The 21,056-nt window shown below is 50.5% G+C and carries 18 protein-coding genes; 9 read left to right on the forward strand and 9 right to left on the reverse strand.

From position 1 onward, the window contains the following. Positions 1-55 precede the first annotated feature (55 nt). From HNQ92_RS09225 to HNQ92_RS09260, 8 genes are all read right to left on the reverse strand, one after another. Positions 56-424, reverse strand: coding sequence for a DUF1016 N-terminal domain-containing protein (locus tag HNQ92_RS09225; RefSeq protein ID WP_246439830.1), 369 nt, complete (start codon positions 422-424; stop codon positions 56-58). Between the two features lie 74 nt (positions 425-498). Continuing rightward, positions 499-672: a hypothetical protein gene (locus tag HNQ92_RS09230; RefSeq protein WP_184173402.1), complete on the reverse strand. Its 174-nt coding sequence runs from the start codon at positions 670-672 to the stop codon at positions 499-501. Positions 673-706: 34 nt separating this feature from the next. After that, positions 707-1,120: an SRPBCC family protein gene (locus HNQ92_RS09235; RefSeq protein WP_184173404.1), complete on the reverse strand. Its 414-nt coding sequence runs from the start codon at positions 1,118-1,120 to the stop codon at positions 707-709. Positions 1,121-1,152: 32 nt separating this feature from the next. Further along, the gene (locus HNQ92_RS09240; protein WP_184173406.1) at positions 1,153-1,818 is read right to left on the reverse strand and encodes a DUF3885 domain-containing protein; all 666 of its coding nucleotides are present in this window, start codon (positions 1,816-1,818) and stop codon (positions 1,153-1,155) included. Between the two features lie 167 nt (positions 1,819-1,985). Next, positions 1,986-2,780 (reverse strand): acetolactate decarboxylase, encoded by a 795-nt coding sequence (locus HNQ92_RS09245; RefSeq protein ID WP_221307409.1) that lies wholly within the window; start codon positions 2,778-2,780, stop codon positions 1,986-1,988. A gap of 214 nt (positions 2,781-2,994) precedes the next feature. Continuing rightward, positions 2,995-3,909, reverse strand: a complete 915-nt coding sequence (locus HNQ92_RS09250) for a DUF4435 domain-containing protein (protein WP_184173408.1) — start codon at positions 3,907-3,909, stop codon at positions 2,995-2,997. Then, entirely contained in the window at positions 3,906-5,300 is a 1,395-nt protein-coding gene (locus HNQ92_RS09255) for an AAA family ATPase (RefSeq protein WP_184173410.1), read from the reverse strand. The genes HNQ92_RS09250 and HNQ92_RS09255 overlap by 4 nt, the downstream gene beginning before the upstream one ends. Before the next feature lie 295 nt (positions 5,301-5,595). Then, a complete protein-coding gene (locus tag HNQ92_RS09260; RefSeq protein ID WP_184173411.1) occupies positions 5,596-5,907 on the reverse strand; it encodes a MerR family transcriptional regulator in 312 nt (103 codons plus the stop codon). Between the two features lie 183 nt (positions 5,908-6,090). On the opposite strand from HNQ92_RS09260, the gene HNQ92_RS09265 reads away from it, so the two are divergent. The 4 genes from HNQ92_RS09265 to HNQ92_RS09280 all read left to right on the forward strand — a co-directional run bounded on the left by HNQ92_RS09265 (position 6,091) and on the right by HNQ92_RS09280 (position 12,162). Further along, complete coding sequence (locus HNQ92_RS09265; RefSeq protein ID WP_221307410.1) at positions 6,091-6,483, forward strand: MarR family transcriptional regulator; 393 nt, start codon at positions 6,091-6,093, stop codon at positions 6,481-6,483. 95 nt (positions 6,484-6,578) lie between these two features. Then, the gene (locus tag HNQ92_RS09270; protein ID WP_184173415.1) at positions 6,579-7,919 is read left to right on the forward strand and encodes a TolC family protein; all 1,341 of its coding nucleotides are present in this window, start codon (positions 6,579-6,581) and stop codon (positions 7,917-7,919) included. Between the two features lie 31 nt (positions 7,920-7,950). Beyond that, the gene (locus tag HNQ92_RS09275; RefSeq protein ID WP_184173418.1) at positions 7,951-9,003 is read left to right on the forward strand and encodes an efflux RND transporter periplasmic adaptor subunit; all 1,053 of its coding nucleotides are present in this window, start codon (positions 7,951-7,953) and stop codon (positions 9,001-9,003) included. Between the two features lie 30 nt (positions 9,004-9,033). Next, positions 9,034-12,162, forward strand: a complete 3,129-nt coding sequence (locus HNQ92_RS09280; RefSeq protein ID WP_184173420.1) for an efflux RND transporter permease subunit — start codon at positions 9,034-9,036, stop codon at positions 12,160-12,162. A 54-nt stretch (positions 12,163-12,216) separates the two neighbouring features. Here the strand turns inward: HNQ92_RS09280 and HNQ92_RS09285 are convergent, their stop codons facing one another. Continuing rightward, the gene (locus HNQ92_RS09285; RefSeq protein WP_184173422.1) at positions 12,217-12,561 is read right to left on the reverse strand and encodes a DsrE family protein; all 345 of its coding nucleotides are present in this window, start codon (positions 12,559-12,561) and stop codon (positions 12,217-12,219) included. A gap of 172 nt (positions 12,562-12,733) precedes the next feature. Between HNQ92_RS09285 and HNQ92_RS09290 the strand changes: the two genes are divergently transcribed. The 5 genes from HNQ92_RS09290 to HNQ92_RS09310 all read left to right on the forward strand — a co-directional run bounded on the left by HNQ92_RS09290 (position 12,734) and on the right by HNQ92_RS09310 (position 20,950). Then, on the forward strand, positions 12,734-13,336 hold the full coding sequence (locus HNQ92_RS09290) for an RNA polymerase sigma factor (RefSeq protein WP_184173424.1): 603 nt from the start codon (positions 12,734-12,736) through the stop codon (positions 13,334-13,336). A gap of 91 nt (positions 13,337-13,427) precedes the next feature. After that, positions 13,428-14,516, forward strand: a complete 1,089-nt coding sequence (locus tag HNQ92_RS09295) for a FecR family protein (protein WP_184173426.1) — start codon at positions 13,428-13,430, stop codon at positions 14,514-14,516. A 248-nt stretch (positions 14,517-14,764) separates the two neighbouring features. Beyond that, complete coding sequence (locus tag HNQ92_RS09300) at positions 14,765-18,133, forward strand: TonB-dependent receptor (RefSeq protein ID WP_184173428.1); 3,369 nt, start codon at positions 14,765-14,767, stop codon at positions 18,131-18,133. A gap of 42 nt (positions 18,134-18,175) precedes the next feature. Next, a complete protein-coding gene (locus HNQ92_RS09305) occupies positions 18,176-19,558 on the forward strand; it encodes a RagB/SusD family nutrient uptake outer membrane protein (RefSeq protein WP_184173430.1) in 1,383 nt (460 codons plus the stop codon). A gap of 12 nt (positions 19,559-19,570) precedes the next feature. Next, complete coding sequence (locus HNQ92_RS09310; protein WP_184173432.1) at positions 19,571-20,950, forward strand: FAD-dependent oxidoreductase; 1,380 nt, start codon at positions 19,571-19,573, stop codon at positions 20,948-20,950. The last annotated feature ends 106 nt before the right edge of the window (positions 20,951-21,056 follow it).

Genomic DNA, 21,056 nt, shown 5'->3' on the forward strand with positions numbered 1-21,056 from the left:
CTGCATTTTATACTCCGAGACCATTGTTGGAGAAAGGCTAGCACTAATTCATCAATCAAGTTCCCGCAAGATGCAACCCGTCTTCTTCTACCTTTTTACATCTTGAAAAAATAGCCAAATTGTGAGACCAGCTAATTTCTCTCAACAGGGTTGAGAGTTTTGGAAAATCCTTATACGTTTCAAAAAATTGTTTCATCCTCCAGATATTTTTATCGGAGAACCCTTTCATTCCCGGTTCAGCAGTTTGAATGTACTTAGCCAATTCTGTGACCACAGAGTCACCCCATTCCGATTGCTCTATTTTATTAGTGATATACTCGCCAATATTCCAATATAAGTTTATAAGTTCAGCATTAACGGTTCTGAATGCATTTATCCGAGATTGTCTAATGAGTTGAATTATTTCCGTAAAGCGCTTGTCCATTTTAATCTTTAAATGGTACTTTATAATCTCAACTCGTTTGCCAGACCTAATTTATTAGCTAGTATCTCTAACGGTTATGAGCTTTGGTTGGCCGCTTTGATTTCCCCCATCGTGGCCTTCCCGCGCCCTTCCAGCTCGTCGGAAGCCAGGTACTCCACGTGCTTGCGCAAACGAGCGGCGTCCAGTTGCTGTGCCTGGCTTACGAGTATTGTGCTTGTTATTAGTAGTAAGAGAATTATTTTTTTCATGTCTAATTTATCTACGGATTAATTTTAAGGTGATTTAAACTTGATAGCTCATTTGTTCCATATTTTTAAAGAGTTGGCTATGTTGCTTTTTAAAAACACGTTGCATCATAAATACAACGGGCAAAGGTGATCTGAACTGAATTTCTTCATCAATACGTGTATAATCGCCATCCGCTTTTAAAACAAACTTCATTTCGATGTTCGTTACCTTGAACACAGTGGCGCGAATAATAACCGTTTTATCAAACTGGCTTTTTTCAATTGTTACTAGATAAGTAAACGAAAATGGGATAAAGCCCAATTTCAAAGTCTCGTAAACCAGGTACTTACCATTTTGCACACGATCAATCCGGGAAATAACAGGGTGAACGGAAACGAATTTTTCCATATCCGTCAAATAATCAAATACAAGGTCAATATCGCTCTTTATTCTAAAAGATAAGTTCATTGTTAATATGTATACATTTCAGCATCAGGCTATTATCTAAAATATCCGTCAATTTCAGGCCTGTGGCATTCTACAATCCAATCGTTTCGCTTTACGTAAATATCACGGATATTATCAGCTTTATTGCTCCAAACAAAGCAACCCCGGTCGTCATACATTTGAAATGCTCTATCTGTTAGTGGGTCAAAAAAGAAAATCATCTGATCTACACCTGGGCAAAAACCCATTTCAAGGTTTGCAATTCCATTAAGAATATTTTTTGCGTTTATATTTTTAACAGGAAGCTGTCCTATAATAATTTTGACATTATCTTTCTTCACAACCTCATTCCCATTTTCATCCGTCTCAAAAAAACGAGTATTCACTATTTCAAATTGATTGTAGAATTTTTCAAAGGCTTCCGCCGGGAATTGTTTATACAAATACTCACTTGAAGCGTTGCTAAAAAAATTCTCAGCTGGATCATCATATATCAAAACAAAAATTTCATTGAATGGATCGTTGAAGGTATCATTGAAAATTGTCAATGCTCTTTCTGTTGACTGCTCTACTCGCTCAATAGTTCCATTGCTTTTACCTTCACCAAGCTCGAATCTGATATGGACTTGCCCACCAAGTGTATACTCTGTATTAATTTTAGAGTACGGATAAACTTTATCGAAATAGGACTGCAACTCATGCCTCAACATCTTACTCATCCTTTCAATTGTTTTAAATTGGTGGTGATATTTATAGTCTCGGTGTTAGATTATATTTAAGGTATGGAGTATGCATACATATATAACAAACTGCATAGAAACACAAAGCTTCCATTGACGCATCATCCCTTCTGACGCAGGGCCTAAGTTTTATCCTTGTTTTCTACTCACTCTGTCGGCAGATAAAGTTTCGTGCCTCCTTTCTTAAACCGTACCTCGTCCAGATGACCCATTTTTTGTCGGTCTTTGGTGATCAGGTGCATATGTACATAGGTGTCGTGGTGCGTAAAAATGGCTTTATGCTCCGTCGAGAAGAAGCCCACAATGTCTGCCTGTTCATTCGTGAGGCCGTAGTTTTGCTGGCCTTGATGGGCTTCGGCGGGTGAGCTCACTTTTGAGCCTTTGGGCAAATTTACAATATGAATGGTCGCTTCCTCGATGGTACCCGAAAGTTTGAATAGGTAGGGGTGCGGCGAATTATTAGTCTGCTGGTCCAGGTATTGATCAAGCTGCGGGATGGTCTGTACGTAGTCTGGCAACGCTTGCTTGCTCCATTGGGTGATGGTAGCGTAGCCAAAAAAGGGAGCTTTGAGGTCGTACGTTTTTTCAACGCGCATAGCCGTCTCCGAAACGACCGTCGACTTATACGATTGACCGTCAAGAATTAAAATCTCGCCCGTCAGGTACTCCACCGGCCCGAGTCCGTACAAATGGGTTTTGTTGGCGATCGTATCCAGGTGTATAGTCCCCTGAAGCTGCCCTTTCCACATGACGTCTTTCATCTGCCCCACGATTTTCACTTCGTGGGTTGTTTTGATTTCCCCCCTCGTGACCGTGTCACGCCCTTCCCGCTCGTCAGCAGCCTGGTACTTCACGTGCTTGCGAAGCTGGGAGGCGTCCAGTGGCTGGCTTACGGGGATTGTACCTAAACTGGCTATGAGTAGGAGAATTATTTTTTTCATGTCTAAATGCTTCAAAGACCATGATTACGTTTTTAAAACCCTTTTAAGGTACATTATGTACTTATTCATTCTTCAATAATGTTTCGGAGCTTAGCATTTGTGGCAGGCTTCGAAGCTCAAATATTCAACTTACCACTAAAGTTTTAAGCAATTCTTAGCTTCTAGTTTATTCGTAAATAACCTGGCACAAAACCCATATTAGCGACCATTATTCTCATTTTGTTGCCTTACTAATAAACTCTTTAACATCCTTAGGCTGTCTAATTCTTGGGGCTAATATTTGAATTGCATTACTAAGCGACAATTGAACACAACATCTGTATTTTTTTTCACCTTTCTTTTTGTCAATATTAATTATATCTGGTGATTTGTTAATACAACTTACTAGATATGCCAACTCGAATTTTCCTCTTGTATATTTTTTGGGATTTTTGATCTTCCTCAAGGACGCAATTATTTCTCTAATTTCTTTATATATTGACACTGTTGTTACACCTGTTTTTCTATCAAGTACAGAAAGCACTCTTGGTTTTTTAGTTACTATAAAAGTACTATTAATATCGAAAACATCTCCAATTGTTACATCTCGGAGATTCAATGCATTTTTTCTCTCTCTGTGGTAAATAATATATGCAGTTAATATCAAAGATGCTTCATAAAAAGTTCTTAATCCGATTTGAAATTGCTTCGTAATTGCATTATTAACCTTATCATTATCTAAACCTATCAGATCTCTCAGAGAACGGCTAAATAGATGTTTATCAACTAAGTAGTTTTCAATAGAATAATAATTTGTTACAAAAATGTTAGTGTCAACAGGATATGATCTTTCAAGTATGTCTGCAAAATCCTTATCTATAAAGAACAAAATACGCTTTTTGGAGTAGGAAGTCCAATTTATTTTTTGATAATTTTCATAAACTTTGTCTTTATTCTTAGCTTGGTAGTAGAATATCTTCTGTGTCTTTTTTACTTTGTTTTGAATCATATTTCCATAAAATGAAGGATCATCTTTTCCTTCATGGAAAACATGAATAGAATTGTCGTTTTTGCTATATTGCTGAAGGAAGGTGATGTAAACAGTCGTCTCTGATTTCGCTGCTTTTCTTAGATAATCCAGTAAATTCATTTCTCGAAGCTAAATTCTGTTAGACCATGGGCATATTTATCTAACTCATTTTCGTCAAAAATAAATGGCGAATGCGTAACTGATAGCAATCCTTTACAGTAAGGGTTCTTAATTACATCAACAATAAATTTCTTTTGCCATGGGACTGATAACGATAATTCAGGTTCATCAATTATTAAATAGAAGTTTTTTTGTTGCGATAAGAATAAGTGACTAAATAATGACACGATTTGCTTTTCTCCACTTGAGAGATCTTTCAACTCAATAGTTTCTTTGTTGATCACTTTACCATTTTTAATTGGCTTAATTGTAATATTGAAGTTAATATTGTCGTAAATAAATTTCTTGTTTCCTGAATATTCATTGCATATTTCTATAAAACTCTCTACATCCTTCTCTTCTTCTTTTAGCTCATTATAAATTGTAGAGAGCCTATAGATAAAATAGGCGATAATTTTTGTTTCATCTTTATCAATCGTTCCTTGTGTATTAATTTCATTTACAAATTGAATCAATCGTGATTTCTCATTTTTCGAAAGAACTGTTTCATCAATTCTGTCCAAAATTGACGAAAGGGCTTTCTCATTGAATGCCTGAATCTGGTTATAACTTATATTGAGATAAGTTCTATTTATAACATCCCTCAAATAACCGCCTGTCAGATTATTCTTAATTTTGTTTGACAAATTTTCCCTTAGTTGATTTAGTTTAAACCTAATCTTATCTTCAACATCTTCCATTCCAAATTCAACTAATTCAACATACCCTGAATCCTCATTTGATCTTATTCCTCTTTTACGTCTTTTATACTTATCAATATCTGATTCAAGATCGGGAAAAATTGCTTTTAAATCCTGCTCAATCCTTCTAAATGTTGGCAAATAAAGTATTTGACAATCTACTAAATTTGAAAATCCTTTCTCTTTTTCTGGTATTATTTGCTCGAAAAGAGTGAGTTGTTCACGATTTAATACATTCATCACTTCATAAACAATTGACATTGGCAAATTGACACGGTCTGCCCACAGCTCTAATTTCATTGGGTTTCTATAGAAATCTGTTATATCTCCTGATAAAATGAAATCATTTATTCGATTTACAACAGAAGCTGGATAACGCTTAAAAATCCTTTTAAATTTATCACTAGAAAGGATGTCGATTTCCTTTCGATTTAGAGTATATGGTTGCCCATCTATTTGGGCACTAATTTTTTCAAATCTATAACGTAATAATTTAGTCCATTGTCTGGATAAAAAATAGTATATAATATTTACTATAGTCGTTTTACCTGAGCCATTTTCCGCAACTAAAATTAGTCTGTTATCATCAATTTTAATGTTGTAGTTGAGCTCACCAAAGAGCCCTTCAATTTTAATTTGTTCTATTTTCATTTTTTTGATTTCTGTCTGTTTGAAATATCTACAACTTCTAAATATACGTAAGTTTTACTGACGCCTTGGCAATATTTTTTGTATTTATTTAAACTTTATAAGTAGTAGTTTGCACTTTTTATACAGTATTTATCTGTAGAGCCATATGCAAACTTCTTTCACACTAGTTAAAAGTGCGAGGTATTTCTTTGCTACTATCCGTATTATTTTACGCCCCATAATATTCCTGAAGCTCTCACCTCTTTTTTAATCCTTAGAAAAGCCATCCAGACCTCCCCTGCCCAGAAAGGTACTTCTACAAATGATCCCGAATCTCGACCAGAAACTCCCGGACGCGCGTCAGGCGGTGGATGAGGTTCTGGGCGGTTTCGCGGCGGTTGAGCTGCTGGCGGGCTCCTTTGATGGTGCGGCCCTGCTCTTCTTTTTGGTACAGGATCTTCCGGACCACCTCGATGTCGGCCTCGGTGTAGCGGCGGCGGTTGCGGGAGTCGCGCTTGGGGCACAGCTGCGGAAACTTCTTCTCCCAGAACCGCAGCGCCGAGGCTTCGCAGCCCAGCATCTCGGCTACTTCGTTGGTGTCGTAGTATAGTTTGGTGGACTTTTCCATGCTTGGGTGAGGGCTTTTTCACAAAGATACTTTTCCGTTGAAAAAAAGTAGAAATAATATTTGGTTGACATATCAACCTTTATGTACCTTTGTACCCGTAATCGTTACGCCAAGACCTCGATGAAACCAGAGATAACTTTAAGAGCAGAAGTCAAGAACTCAATTCCCTTTAAGATGGCAGCCGTGACGCGTCAAATTTTCAAGCAGGTGAACCTGGAGCTCACCAAAGTGGGCCTGCCCATCGTGGCCGAGCAGATGCCCATCCTGATGACGATCCACTTTATACAAGAGCCGCTGTCGCAGCAGGAGATCGCCAATTTACTCCAAAAGGACAAAGCGGGCGTGCAGCGCTCGATCCAGACGATGCGTAAAGGTGGTTTTTTACACATCGAAGACGACCCGCACGACAAGCGCCGTAACATCGTGTCGCTGACCACGAGCGGTCGCTTTGCCTGCGAAAAAGCCATTGAGTGTGTACAGGAATTTGACGCCCGCCTCAAAAGCCAGCTCACGGAGCAGGAGAGCGAGCTCATTTCCAAAGTACTCGACAAGCTGTTGACCATCGTCAACGATTAATTTTTATCCATATAGTTGATATATCATCGTTAATTAAAACAACTTAATATAAAACAAGTGCAAAATTTAGAAAGTACCCTTTTTGCTTAGCCCGTATGAAAAAAAGTATTTTGATTCTGGGAGCCGCGCTACTCACGCTCCCGTTTTCGGTCACCGCTCAAACGACCCCCTGGAGCCTCAAGGCCTGCATCGAGTTTGGCTTAAAGAACAACCTGAACGTCCGGATCGCGAAGAATCAGGAAGAAATAGCCCACCAGCAAGCCCGGGAGGCGCTGTCGGGGTACCTGCCTCAGGCCAACGGATCGGCCTCGGTAGACAACAACCTCAAGCTGCAATCCACGGTACTGCCGGCCGGTATTTTTGGCCCCGACCCTACCGTGGTGACGCTGGGTACCCAGTACCAGTCCAACGTATCGGCGCAGGTAGATCAGGTGGTGTACGACCAGGCGCTGCTGACGGGCCTGAAGGCCAACCGGCCCAACACGGAAAAATCGCTGCTGAATACCGTGAAAACGAAGGAAAGTATCATCTACGAGATTTCTTCCAACTACTACCAGGTACTTATTTCGGCGCAGCAGATCAGTCTGCTCCAGGATAATCTCGACCGTACGCAGCGCCTGCTCGACATCCTGAAGCTGCAATTTGACAACGGCGTCATTAAAAAAGTAGACGTGGATCGTACGCAGGTGAGCATCAACAACGCGCAGTCGCAGCTGACGCTGGCCGAGAGTAACCTCAACCTGGCCAAAAACCGGCTCAAGTACCAGATGGGCTACCCTATCGAGCGCGCCATTGAGGTATCCGACTCGCTGGTGCTGAAAAAGGAACTCGCCACGGCGGCCATGGGACAATTTGACTATAACAACCTGACCGACTACAAGATTCAACGTACAAACCTGGAGCTCTACGGCATTGAGCGGGACCGGATCAAGGCCGGGTACCTGCCCAAGCTGTCGGTGTACGGCCGGTACGGTGCTCTGGCCCTGGGCAACGAGCTGGGACAATCGTGGAAGAACTGGTTTGACTACGGTACGGTAGGTGTAAAACTCTCAATCCCGATCTTTGACGGCTTCCGCCGGGATGCGCAGTGGAAGCAGTCGGTGCTGAACCTCCGTACCCAGGAAGACCAGCTCAACCTGACGCTCCAGGGCTACGCTTTACAGAATAGCAACGCCGAAGTACAGTTGCAACGGGCGCTGGCCAACATCGGAAACGACGAACGCAACGTAGAGTTGGCGAAAGAGGTATTTGACGTGAATACGCTCCAGTACCGCGAAGGTACCTTGTCGCTGGCCGACCTGCTGAATGCCGAGAATTCGTACAAGGAAGCCCAGACCAACTACATCAATTCGTTGCTCAACTACTACCAGGCGCGCCTGGATCTGGAGCAGTCCAACGGTACCCTTACTGACTATTTCGCTCAACTTTCCAACTAACCCAGCTCGAAAAGCTACTTGCATTAATCTCATGAAAAAGAAAGTAATCACCATAGCGGCCCTGTTGCTCATTGTTTCCCTGATCGGGTTTCGGCTGGTGGCCAACAAAGAAAAAATTGACGAGAAAAACGTACTTCCTACCGAAACGAACCGGGCCATACCGGTGACGGTGGCCGCCGCTACCGAAGGTGAAGTAAACCAGCCGTTGGTACGCACCGGGAACCTGATCCCCTACCGCGAGGCCAACATCATGGCTACGACGCAGGGACAGGTCGACGCCGTTCACTTCGAGCTGGGTAGCTACGTGAAGCAGGGCGCGCGGCTCGTGCAGATCGACTCCAAGCTCAAAGAGCTTTCGCTGGAAGCGACGCAGCTCAACATCAGCAAGCTGAAAAAAGACGTGGATCGCTACTCGACGCTCTACGCCGGTAACGCCGCCACCGAGCTGCAACTTACCGACACGAAGTACAACTATGAGAATGCCATGAACCAGGCCGAGCAAATCAAAAAGCAAATCCAGGACGCCGCGGTACTTTCTCCCATCAGCGGGCGCATCGTGAAGAAAAGCATCGAAAACGGTGAGTACGTAAACCCCGGTACGGTACTGGGTACGGTGCTGGACGTATCGCGGCTGAAAGTGCAGGTGATCGTGAACGAAGCCGATGCCTACCAGCTCAAAGAAGGCCAGCACGTGCGGGTAAGTACCGACATTTTTCCGGATAAAAAGTTCGACGGCGTGATCAGCTACATTGCGCCCCGAGGCGACGAGCAGCACACCTACCCCGTCGAGATCACGATCCAGAACAGCAGCGGCCTGAAGGCAGGTACCTTCGTGACGGTGGCCTTTAACAACACTTCCAGCCAGCGGGCCTTGCTGGTACCCCGTAGCGCGCTGGTCGAAAGCCTTCAGAATCCGTACGTATACGTAGTGGAAGAGGGACTGGCAAAACAGCGCAAAATTCAGGTAGGCCGCACCATTGGGGAGTCGATCGAGGTACTTAGCGGCTTGAACGCCAACGAGCAAGTCGTTACCAGTGGCCAGATCAACCTGACCGACGGCGCGCGGGTACAGGCTGCCAACTAACTCATTATTCATCGAATAAATCAAGGAATCATGTCAATAACGGAAATAGCCATTAAAAGACCGCTGTTCATTCTGGTGGTGTTTACGGTGCTGATCCTGTTCGGTCTGATCGGCTATAATCAACTCTCGTATAACCTACTACCCAAGTTTGAAGCCAACGTAGTAAGTGTCATGACGAGCTACCGCGGGGCCTCGGCCGACGAAGTAGAAACCAACGTCACCAAGCGCATCGAAGACGCCGTTTCAGGCATCGAAGGCCTGGACAAAGTAACGTCTACCTCACAGGAAGGGGTGTCGTCGGTCATTATCCAGCTCAAGCAGGGAATTAAGGTAGATTTGGCCCAGCAAGATGCCCAACGGAAAATCGAACAGATCCTCTCGCTCCTGCCCGACGACGCCGATCGGCCCGTCATCAATAAATTCTCAACGGACGAAATCCCCGTTCTCCGGATGGGCGTTACGGCCAACCTCTCGCCCGTGGAACTGTACGATCTCCTCGACGACAAGCTCAAGCCTCAGCTCTCCAACGTAGCGGGTGTGGGTCAGGTAACGATCATCGGAGGCTCGGAGCGCGAGATTAAAGTAAACGTCAATCAGGAAAAACTCCGGGGCTACCACCTGTCCATCGGGCAGGTAGCGATGGCCATTAATAACGCCAGCAAGTCCTACCCCGCCGGGCAAATCAAAACCCAGGAAGACCAGCTTTCGATCCGGTTCGACGCCAACGTCAACTCCGTCGAGAACCTCCGGAATTTGATTGTGGCGCAGTCGGCCAACGGCGGGCAGATCCTGCTCAAAGACGTGGCCGAAGTGGTAGACGGCACGGCCGACGTGACGGCCATCAACCACATCAACGGGGTACCTTCGGTGGGTCTTCAGATCCAGAAGCAGTCGGACGCCAACGCCGTGGACGTGAGCAAGCTCACCCGCGAGCGCCTCACGGTCCTGGAAAAGCAGTACGCCGCTTCCGACCTGAAATTTAACATTGCCTCCGACCAGTCGATCTATACCCTGGCCTCCGCCGACGCGGTGGTATTTGACCTGGGCCTGGCCGTCATGATCGTGTCCGTGGTGATGCTGCTTTTTCTGCACAGCTTCCGGAGCTCACTGTTTGTATTGGTAGCGCTGCCCTCGTCCATGATCCCGACCTTCCTGCTCATGTACGTGGCGGGTTTCTCGCTCAACCTCATGACGCTCATGGCGCTCTCGCTGGTAGTCGGTATTCTGGTGGACGACTCCATCGTGGTCCTTGAGAACATCAACCGCCACCTGGAAATGGGCAAGAATCGGCGCGACGCCGCCCTGGAAGGACGGAACGAGATTGGCTTTACGGCCCTGGCCATTACCCTGGTAGACGTGGTGGTGTTCGTACCGCTGGCGCTTACCTCGGGGCTGATCGGAAACATTCTGCGGGAATTCTCCCTCGTGGTGGTATTCTCTACCCTGATGAGCTTGCTCGTGTCCTTTACGCTGACGCCGCTCCTGGCTTCGCGCTTTGGCAAAGTGGAAATCCTGAGTAAAAGTACCCTCTGGGGCCGGTTGAACCTCGGCTTTGAAAACTTCCTGGACGAGCTCAAAGAAGCCTACGGGCAGATTCTGCGCTGGATACTGGGCCACAAGCGGTACATTTTTATCGCTTCGTTCCTGCTCATTGTGGGGTCCATCGCGCTGGTACCGGCGGGCTTTATCGGTGCGGCCTTCATGCAGCAGAGCGACCGCGGTGAGCTCAACGTGCAGCTGGAACTCGCCCCCACGGCCTCGGTGTACCAAACCAACCGGGTGGCGCAGCAGGTAGAAAAACTACTATTAAACAAACCCGAAGTAACGAAGGTATTTTCCAACATCGGCTACAGCAGCACGGGGCTGGGTACTACCTCCAACAGCAACCTGGCCGACCTCACGGTGCAGTTAGTAGATAAAAAAGAGCGTTCGTTTTCGGCGGAAGAATTTGGGGTAGAAATTCAAAAAGAAATCCTGCAAATACCGGGCGTAAAAGTAACGGTGGCCCCTACGTCCATTACCGGTAACGCCAACCAGGCTCCCATCCAGATCGCCATCAAAGGTACCGACCTACCTACCATCCGGCAGGTAGCCGCGCAGGTAAAAGACCTGGTTGTGACGGTACCCGGTACCCAAAACGTAGAGTACTCCGTAGATGATCCCAAGCCGGAAGTAGCCGTGAACCTGGACCGCCAGAAAATGGCCGACCTGGGCATCAATGCCTCCGAAGTAGGAATAGCCCTACAAACCGCCTTCCGGGGCGACGACCGCACGAAGTTCAAGCAAAACGGCAACGAGTACGACATCATGATCAGCCTCGACCAGTTTGACCGCTCCAACGTCAACGACATCCGTCGGCTTACGTTTGTGAGTAATAAAGGTCAATCTTTCGAACTTTCGCAATTTGCTTCGGTGGCCGAAACCATGGGTGAGAGCGTGCTGCAACGCATCGACCGGCTTTCGTCCATCAGTGTCAACGCGCAGGTAGTGGGCCGTCCCACGGGCTCCGTCGGGAACGACATCAAGGCCAAGATGCAAAGCGTGCAACTACCCGAAGGCGTAAGCGTAGCCTACCTGGGGCAGCTCGAGCAGCAGTCCGACGCCTTCGGTAGCCTGGGCCAAGCCCTGGTGTTGGGGATCTTGCTGATCTACCTCATCATGGTGGCGCTCTACGAAAGTGTGGTCTACCCGTTCGTGGTCCTTTTCTCCATCCCCGTTGCCCTGGTGGGTGCGTTGCTGGCGCTGGCACTTACGATGGAAAGCCTCACCATTTTCTCTATTGTGGGGATGATCATGCTGCTGGGGCTCGTGGCCAAAAACGCCATCCTGATCGTGGACTTCACCAACCAGCTCAAGGAAGAAGGGCTGGCCCTCACCGAAGCGCTGGTAGAAGCCGGCAAGGAGCGCCTCCGGCCCATCCTGATGACGACCATCGCCATGGTGGCGGGGATGCTGCCCATCGCGCTGGCCTCGGGCGACGGCGCCGAGGTGAAAAACGGCATGGCCTGGGTCATCATCGGCGGCCTCACCAGTTCTCTGATCCTGACGCTACTGCTAGTACCCAGTGCCTACTACGTGGTCGATAAAATCAAGGATCGCCTGGCCGGTCGCAAAAAGCGCAAAGCCGAACCCGAAGTAGCCTACGAGCTGGAAGCATAGCCGAAAGGTACTTTATACTAAAAATCCCGCTGGGACTACCTCAGCGGGATTTTTTTATACCTTCAGGTAGCTCCAGCCTTCCTGCTGGTGCTGAATAAGGTACGCCACCGCCGACGGTACCACTTGCACAAAGGGAAGTACCTCCTCGTCGGTGATCTGCCGGGAGGCCAACGAATTTTGGCAAACCACGATCTTCACACCTTTATGGTATAATTCCAGTAGCTGGCTGGCAAAGGGCGTATCGTCCCGAAGTACCCAGGCCAGCCCTTCTCCGTGTACCACGAGCTGAATAAGTACCTCGGGTTGAAGCGCATCCAGGGCATTATTTATCTGCCGCAACGCGGTTTTCCCACTGGTCGGTGCGGCGGTATTGAGTTGAAAAAGGGCTTTGTATTTCATCGCTAGAAGGTCAATACTTGTCCTTCAAAACGAAAAATGGAGGGTAGTTTATTTCATGGTTTCGGGGGAGCCAGGTACTTTCTGCTCGTTATTGTACAGGGGAGCCAGGTAAATAATTTGCCGACCTGTCTTTTTTTAGTACCATTCTTTCAAAAATAGGTACCTTTCCGCCATGATTGCCTCCCAAACGGACGACCTCACCCTCTGGCGCCTTCTGTGCGAAGGCGACGAGGATGCCTTTGAGCAGATCATGGGCCGCTACTACCGGACGCTGTTTCGGTACGGAGTTCGGATCTGGGCCGACGAAGATCGGGTACGCGATAGCATTCAGGAGATCTTCCTGGATATTTGGGCGCGGCGGGCGTTACTCAAACAAGTCCGTTCCGTGCATTTTTACCTCATAAAGGCCCTCCGCAACCGCCTGCTCTACGAAAGAAGGCAACAAAAAACCGTAAACCTCTCCGCCGACTGGCCCGAAGGCGAAGCCTTTGTGAGCGAATTAACCATCGAGCACGATCTCATCAACACCGAAGAGGTACGTCTGCGAGCGCAGAAGCTCGAAACGCTTCTCAATAGCCTGCCTCCCCGCCAGCGGGAAATCATTCACCTGCGCTTTTTCCAGGACCTCACCCACGACGAGATTGCCGAGATCATGGCCCTCAATCGGCAGTCGGTCTATAATTTGCTGCACGAAACGCTCCGGAAATTACGCGGCCTATGGGGGGTACTTTTGCTGATTGGCAGCTACTTAACCCGCCGGGAGCTAGGTGCCTAGCTCCGTTCCCTTATCTTTTTTCACGTTTTTTTCATAACGAACCAGTAGATCCGGTTTCGCTCTGCAACTCTTAGACAAGCCAACCGCAGAGATGAAACGCTACCGAGACTACACCCCCGAGGAGCTCGCCCTGGACGAATCGTTCCAGCGCTGGGTCAAAGACCATACCGACGAGGATCAGCGCTTCTGGAGCGCCTGGGTGACGCAAAACCCCGACCGGGAAGTGCTGGTGCGGGAGGCGCGGCAACTTCTGTTGCTGCTGCGCGAAAAGCCCTTCCTGGATCTTTCGGAAGACGTAATCCGGGAAGACATCCAACGAACCCGCGAGCGCATCGGGGCGCACGAAGTACCCTTTCGGCCGAGCCGCCGGGTACTTTGGGGACGGGTGGCCGCCGCTTGGCTGTTGCTGGGCGGACTGGCCAGCTGGCTATTCTGGACTACCCGCGAAACAACGCTTCCCGAAAACAACACTCGCGCTACCGCCACCGAAAAGGAAACGCGACTCGTTAATTCCGGTTCAGCCGCCAGGCAGGTACTTTTACCCGACGGCAGCCGGGTGACGATGTCGGCCGGGAGTGAACTCAGCTACGCCGAGAACGGCCTGGACGAGCGCGTAGTACGCCTCAGCGGCGAAGCTTACTTTGAGGTAAAGCGGCAGCCCACGCGGCCTTTCATGGTCTATGCCAACGGCCTGGTCACGCGGGTGCTGGGCACGAGTTTCCGGATTAGTCCCTCGGCCAGTACGCCGTCGGTGCGGGTGGTGGTACTTACGGGCAAGGTTTCGGTATTTGCCCAACAAGATTTTGAAAAAAATACCCAGCACCAAAGTACCGTCATGCAGGGCCTCATCTTGACGCCCAACCAGCAGGTAGACTACTCGCCCAGCGAGGGGATTTTCCGCCGCTCGCTGGTCAAGCAGCCGCAGAAAGTAACCGCTTCGATCCGGGAAGAGGATTTTGAGTTCAGAAGTACCCCCGTCGTCGAGATCATCGGGCGGCTGGAGCAAGCCTACGGGGTGGAGTTTGTGTACGACGAAGAGCTCCTGCGCGACTGCGCCCTGACGGCTTCTTTGGCCGACGAGCCTCTATACGACAAGATAAAGCTGATTTGCCAGGGGATCAATGCCACCTACCAGGAGGTAGATGGGCGGATCGTTATTTCCTCCAAGGGTTGCCGTTGAGCGTTTTCTGACTATTCCTAAACCTATTTTTTAACCAAAAATAAATTCACTAAAACCCTTCAAACGCCTATGCTCTAATCTCCAAATCAACCCTTGCTTTCAACCAGGGCCATAAAAAAAGCTAACCGTGCTGGTACCACGGCTAGCTTCGTAAGCTCCCAACGGAGCTTATGGCAAACTACCCCCGCAGCGGGGATAGATGGTCTTTGGGCTTTGCGTTCAACAAATTCACAAAAACAATCAAAGGTATGAAAAAAAAATTACCCATACTCTTCGCCATCATGAGGGTATCGTTATTCCAATTTTGCCTGGCCTGGCTGTGTGCCACCGTCGCGTGGTCGTCGGACGTACGGGGGCAGGAGCTCCTCAACCAGAAAGTGAGCGTCGAGTTTACGGACTGGCCCGTGGAGCGGGCGCTGGATCAACTGCGCAAGCACACGGGTTTTAAGTTTTTATACAATTCGTACACCTTTGAACCCAGCACAAAACTATCGGTCACGGCCAAAGACGAGCCCCTCCATGCCGTTCTGGACCGGGTACTTAAGCCCTTGCAGGTAACTTATGCCGTCAACGGCAAGCAGATTATCCTTTCGCGCCTGCCGCAGCGGTCTTCGTACGTACTTCCCGAGCCACGCCCGGTACTTTTAGCCCTTCCGGATCGGGTTCTGACGGGCCAGGTACGCTCGGCCGACGACAACCAGCCTTTGCCAGGCGTGAGTATTCTGATCAAAGGTACCACCCAGGGTACCGCCTCCGACGCCGAAGGCAGGTACCGACTCAGCATTCCCGACCAAGGTACTTTGCTCGTGTTCAGCTACGTAGGCTACGAGAGCCAGGAGGTTGCCGTAAGTACCCAAAGTACCCTGGACGTGGTGTTGCAAAGCGATACCAAGGCGCTTTCGGAGGTAGTGGTGGTGGGCTACGGTACCGTCAAGAAAAGTGACCTAACGGGCGCGGTATCTTCCATTTCGGCGGACGAGCTCCGCAAGATGCCCATGACGACCCTCGACCAGGGTTTACAGGGCCGGGCGGCCGGCGTACAGGTCACCCAAACCGACGCCGCGCCGGGCGGTACGGTTTCGATCCGGATTCGGGGAGGTACCTCCATCAACAACAGCAACGAGCCCCTGTATGTGGTGGATGGCTTCCCGGTAACGGCCATTAAGTCACTCAACCCCAACGACATCGAGTCGATGGAAGTTTTGAAGGATGCTTCGGCAACGGCCATTTACGGGTCGCGCGGGGCGAATGGCGTGGTGATCATCACTACCAAACAAGCCAAAACGGGGCAGTCGCAGTTTAACGTAGAGTACTATACGGGTATTCAGCACTTGATCTACAAGATTCCGGTCCTGAACACGGCGCAGTTTGTGGAGCTGGCCAATGAAGCCTTTAGTTTTCGGAACCTGGCCAAGCCCTTTCCCAACCCCGAGGCCGTAACCACCGATACCGACTGGCAGGATGCCATTTTTCGGCCCGCCCCCATCTCCAACTACCAGGTGTCTTTCCTAAAAGGGAACGAGAGTACCAAATTCACGATCACCGGCAACTACTTCAATCAGGACGGGATCATTACGAATTCCAACTTCAAGCGCTTCTCGACCCGGTTTAACCTGGAAAGTAAGATCAACCGGCGGCTCACCATTGGCAATAACCTCCAGATCAGCTACATCCGCAACAACGCCGTGCTGGTCAACAGCCCCGGCACGGGTAGCCAGGGGGTAGTGCACACGGCCCTGACGGCGGGCCCCTACATACCCATTTACGACCAGGATGGCAACTACTTCGTCGATTGGCAACAGATCGGGCCCGGCCTCCGGCGCGACAACGCCCTTTCCCTGGCCCGCGAAACCACCAATACCATCAATACCGGACGTATGCTGGGCAACTTTTATGCCCGCTACGAATTGCTACCCGGCCTCTCGGCCCGGGTATCCCTCGGCACCGACCTGCAATACAGCAAGCACAACCTGTACGTACCCCGCACGACCTACCGGGGGTACTTCCCCAACGGCATCGCCGACATCAATACCAGTGCCTCGATCAACTGGCTGAACGAAAATACGTTAAGCTACGTCAAAAAGGTAGGCCGGCATGATTTCAACGCCGTGGCGGGCTATACCATGCAGCAGGAAACGGCGGAAAGCGTACAGGCTCGAGGTCAGGGCTTTGTCAATGACATCCTGGGCCACAACGACCTGGCCGCCGCCTCTGTCCTGCAACCCGCTGCGTCGGGGGCATATACATGGTCGTTGCAGTCATACCTGGCCCGGCTCAACTACATCTTCAACAACAAGTACCTGTTTACGGTATCGGTTCGGGCCGACGGCTCCTCGCGTTTCGGAGCCAACAACAAGTGGGGCGTCTTCCCGTCGGGGGCGGTGGCCTGGCGCTTGGCCGAGGAGCGTTTTATCCAGGAACTGGGGGTATTTGATGATCTGAAACTCCGCGCCAGCTACGGCATAACCGGCTACCAGGAAATTCCGCTCTACCGCTCGCAGGCTTCGCTTTCAAGTACTTCGACCATCCTGGGCGACAACCTGGCCATTGGCTTTGCGCCTAACCGCATTCCTAACCCGGATCTGAAATGGGAGCGCACGGGGCAATTTGACATCGGGACGGACATGGCCTTTTTCAAAGGACGGCTCCGCCTCACGGCCGACTACTACCACAAGAAAACCAACGATCTGCTCTTTGAGGTACAAATTCCCTGGAGCACCGGCTTCAGTACTTCCTACCAAAACATCGGCAGCACCGAAAACCGGGGCTACGAGCTCGCGCTGGGAGGGGATATTTTTACGGGAGAATTTAAGTGGACTGTTGACCTGAACTATTCCCAAAATCGCAACAAGGTACTTGACCTGGGCGACGTAGACGAAATCCTGGGGCCTCCGGCGGGTTCTAGTTTCTACTCGCCCGGTAGCGGGATCATCATCCGGCGGGGCCATCCGGTCAACTCCTTTTTTGGCTACATCAGCGACGGCCTGTTCCGTACCCAAAGCGACCTGGACAACGCCCCCCGGCACCGCTACATGCAACTGGGCGATATTCGCTTCCGGGACGTCAACCAGGACGGAGCCATCACCCCCGACGACCGGACCATCATCGGGAACGCCCAGCCTAAGTTTATCTACGGCTTCAACAATAATTTTTCCTACAAAAACTTTGACCTGAACGTCTTCATTCAGGGGGTGTACGGCAACGACGTGCTGAACCTCTACCGGGTCTACGAGCTCGAATCCATGCGGGGTACCCACAACAACCACATCCGCGCCCTCGATCGTTGGAGCCCCAGCAACCCCGACGCCTACATGCCCAAAGCCGACCAGCGCGGTCAGGAGCAATTTATAAGTACCCGGGCCATTGAAGACGGCTCCTTCCTGCGGCTGCGTAACGTAGTACTGGGCTACAACCTCCCTTCCGAGAAGCTGAACCTACCTTGGCTACGTAGTCTGCGCGTGTACCTGAGCGGACAAAACCTCTTCACCCTGACCAGCTACACCGGCTACGACCCGGAGGTAAATACCCACGGCCAAAACTCCATCAACCAGGGGATCGACTACGGAGCCTACCCACGCGCCAAAACCTTTATGGTGGGCGTTAATCTGGGCCTATGAAGCTCCCATACAAAACTCTAGTACCTTCTAAACAGATACGATATGAAAATGCGATTAGCCTACCTCAGCTTGCTCATGTGGCTGGTCAGCTCCTGCGACTTTTTGCAGGAAGACCCGCAGGACTTTCTCTCGCCGCTCAATTTTTACCGTACCGAAGCCGACGCCGTAGCGGCCGTCAATGCGATCTATAGTTCATTGAGTCCTACCTGGAACCTGGGGGATTTGGCTTCGGACCTACTCAACGAAGGAGCCGCACCCCGTACCGAAAACTTGGAGCTGCAAACGTTTACCTTCAGCAGTGCCAACCCCCATTTTGCCACGCTTTGGCAAACTCGGTACGTGGCCATCAACCGGGCCAATACGGCTATTGAGCGCATCCCGATGATCGACATGAACGCCGAACGGCGCAGTCGGTTGGTGGGCGAGGCCAAATTTTTACGCGCCCTCAACTACTTCGACCTGGTGAAGGCCTTCGGCGATGTACCCCTGATTTTACAGGAAACCAAGGGGCTGGACCAGCAAAATGCGACGCGCAGTCCGGCGCTGGAGGTTTATCGCCAAATCATTCAGGATTTGGAGGAAGCGCATCCGCAACTACCCCTTACCTACGCCAGCGTCGAAACCGGCCGGGCCACCCGGGGCGCCGCGCTGGCGCTCTTGGCTCGCGCGTATTTATTTAGCCAAAACTACCCCAAAGCCGCCGAAACCGCCCGAACGGTCACCACGCTCAACTACAGCCTGGTCCCTAACTACGCCGACATCTGGCCTTCGGAACGCGAAAATGGACCCGAACATATTTTCTCCATCCAGTACAAAGCGGGCGTGCGAGGTAGTGGCTTTAACGAAACCTTTGGCGTAAGGGGCGGGCGTGCGCCCATTACGGGCGGTAGCGGGGCTTTTGTCAAAAGGTCGTTTTATAATTCCTTTGAGCCCGGAGATGTCCGCCGTGACATCAGTATAAAAACTTCGTTCACCTTCAGCGACGGAAGTACCCAAACCTTCGAGCCGCACGTTTGGAAATTCTTCAATCTCAACTTTATTACGCCCAGCAATACGGATACCAACTGGCCGCTGATCCGCTACTCGGAGGTACTTCTGATCCTGGCCGAAGCGCTGAACGAGGTCCATAACGGCCCCACGCCCGAAGCCCTCGAAGCCATCAACCAGGTACGTCGCCGGGCCAAGGTACCTGAGCTAGCGGCTACGCTGTCGCAGCAGCAGTTTCGCGAGGCTATTTTGCGGGAGCGCGGCTGGGAGCTGGCGTTTGAGGGGCATCGCCGCTACGACCTCATCCGGCTGAACAAGCTCCAGGAAGTAATGGCTCCCCTGGGTGTAACGGTGCAAGTACCTACCCATAACCTGTACCCCCTGCCCCAGCGCGAACTGGACGTCAATAAAAATTTGCAACAAAACCCCGGCTACTAACCATCATTACGTATGAAACGCAGACATTTTCTTCAAAAATCGGGCGGGCTCGGGCTTTTGCTTTCCGCTCCCTGGGTACCTCCTACGCACCCAGGTACCCTAAAAGTAGATCAAGTGCGGGAGGCCGCCCGCGATATTCCCGTGGCAGGTACCTACGACGTCATCGTGGCGGGAGCCGGGCCCGCGGGGATAGCGGCGGCCATTGAAGCCGGTCGGAGCGGTGCGCGCACGCTGCTCATCGAAACCCACGGCTGCCTGGGCGGCGTCTGGACGGCCGGGTACCTGACCTGGATTTTGGATAATAAAAATAAGCCGGGCCTGATGCAGGAAATCATGCAGGAGCTGCAAAAGAAACCCACCGCCGCCACGGTACCCTCGGGAAGTACCTTTGCCTTCGACGCCGAAGACATGAAGCTGCTCCTGGAAGAGCTTTGCGCCAAAGCCAAGGTGGATATCCTGTACTTTACGCGGGTTGTGGCAGCCATGAAGGAGCAACGAAAGCTCAGCTACGTAGTTACGGAATCGAAATCGGGCCGCGAAGCCTGGAAGGGCAACGTGTTTATCGACTGCACCGGCGACGGCGACCTGGCCGCGCGCGCGGGCTGCCAGTACGACTACGGCGACAGCTCCGGCCAGGGCCAGCCCATGAGCCTGCTGTGCCTGGTGACGGGCGTACAGTACAAAGAGATTCAGGAGTTTGTACGCGACGAAACCGACAGCAAAACGGGCTCACCTTCCAAGAAACGCCTGGAAAGTGAGATTGTGCGCGGCGGCGTATCCCCCTCCTACACGCGTCCGGGCCTCTACCCCATTCGCGACGACTTGTTCATGCTCATGACCCACCACGCCTACGGCTTCAAAGGTACCGACGCCCGGCAGGTTACCGAGGCTACCCTCAACGGCCGCATGGAGCTGCACAAAATTGTGAACGCGCTGCGCTCGCTGGGCGGGGCCTGGAAAGACCTGAAAATAGTAGCGACCGGCGAGCAGATCGGGGTGCGGGAAAGCCGCCGGATCAAGGGCCTGTATACCGTCACGATGGCCGACATCCAGAAGGGTATCCGGCACGAAGACGCCGTTTGCCGCGTCACGTTTGGGATCGATGTGCATTCGGTAAAAAAAGAGGACGAGACCAAGCAAAGCTACAACCGGGGCGTCAAAATGCAGCCCTACGACATCCCGATCCGGGCACTCATTGCTAAGGACGTCGACGGGCTCATGATGGCCGGGCGCTGCATCAGCGGTGATTTTATCGCGCACTCCAGCTACCGGGTTACGGGCAATGCCGTCGCCATGGGCCAGGCCGCGGGCCGGGTAGCGGCCCTGGCTTCCAAATCGAACGCCCTGCCACAGCAGGTACCCTGGAAAGAGGTAGCCTGGCACGTTGAATAAAAGTACCCCTTTTAGCCTAAGTACCTTAAGCCCGCCAAGTACCCGAAAATGCAGGTACTTGGCGGGTTTATTTGCGCTAAATCCTACCGGCTAGTCCTACCCGAAA

Origin of the sequence: Rhabdobacter roseus (assembly GCF_014202275.1) — a bacterium.
In the GTDB taxonomy this organism is placed as follows: domain Bacteria; phylum Bacteroidota; class Bacteroidia; order Cytophagales; family Spirosomataceae; genus Rhabdobacter; species Rhabdobacter roseus.

Bases quoted from the DNA above. Each gene is read 5' to 3' on its own strand.
- HNQ92_RS09240 (WP_184173406.1), bottom strand. From the start codon at position 1,818: ATGAGTAAGATGTTGAGGCATGAGTTGCAGTCCTATTTCGATAAAGTT.
- HNQ92_RS09280 (WP_184173420.1), top strand. From the start codon at position 9,034: ATGTCAATAACGGAAATAGCCATTAAAAGACCGCTGTTCATTCTGGTG.
- HNQ92_RS09235 (WP_184173404.1), bottom strand. From the start codon at position 1,120: ATGAACTTATCTTTTAGAATAAAGAGCGATATTGACCTTGTATTTGAT.
- HNQ92_RS09285 (WP_184173422.1), bottom strand. From the start codon at position 12,561: ATGAAATACAAAGCCCTTTTTCAACTCAATACCGCCGCACCGACCAGT.
- HNQ92_RS09305 (WP_184173430.1), top strand. From the start codon at position 18,176: ATGAAAATGCGATTAGCCTACCTCAGCTTGCTCATGTGGCTGGTCAGC.
- HNQ92_RS09255 (WP_184173410.1), bottom strand. From the start codon at position 5,300: ATGAAAATAGAACAAATTAAAATTGAAGGGCTCTTTGGTGAGCTCAAC.
- HNQ92_RS09250 (WP_184173408.1), bottom strand. From the start codon at position 3,909: ATGAATTTACTGGATTATCTAAGAAAAGCAGCGAAATCAGAGACGACT.
- HNQ92_RS09295 (WP_184173426.1), top strand. From the start codon at position 13,428: ATGAAACGCTACCGAGACTACACCCCCGAGGAGCTCGCCCTGGACGAA.
- HNQ92_RS09290 (WP_184173424.1), top strand. From the start codon at position 12,734: ATGATTGCCTCCCAAACGGACGACCTCACCCTCTGGCGCCTTCTGTGC.
- HNQ92_RS09230 (WP_184173402.1), bottom strand. From the start codon at position 672: ATGAAAAAAATAATTCTCTTACTACTAATAACAAGCACAATACTCGTA.
- HNQ92_RS09310 (WP_184173432.1), top strand. From the start codon at position 19,571: ATGAAACGCAGACATTTTCTTCAAAAATCGGGCGGGCTCGGGCTTTTG.
- HNQ92_RS09270 (WP_184173415.1), top strand. From the start codon at position 6,579: ATGAAAAAAAGTATTTTGATTCTGGGAGCCGCGCTACTCACGCTCCCG.
- HNQ92_RS09275 (WP_184173418.1), top strand. From the start codon at position 7,951: ATGAAAAAGAAAGTAATCACCATAGCGGCCCTGTTGCTCATTGTTTCC.
- HNQ92_RS09225 (WP_246439830.1), bottom strand. From the start codon at position 424: ATGGACAAGCGCTTTACGGAAATAATTCAACTCATTAGACAATCTCGG.
- HNQ92_RS09300 (WP_184173428.1), top strand. From the start codon at position 14,765: ATGAAAAAAAAATTACCCATACTCTTCGCCATCATGAGGGTATCGTTA.
- HNQ92_RS09260 (WP_184173411.1), bottom strand. From the start codon at position 5,907: ATGGAAAAGTCCACCAAACTATACTACGACACCAACGAAGTAGCCGAG.
- HNQ92_RS09245 (WP_221307409.1), bottom strand. From the start codon at position 2,780: ATGAAAAAAATAATTCTCCTACTCATAGCCAGTTTAGGTACAATCCCC.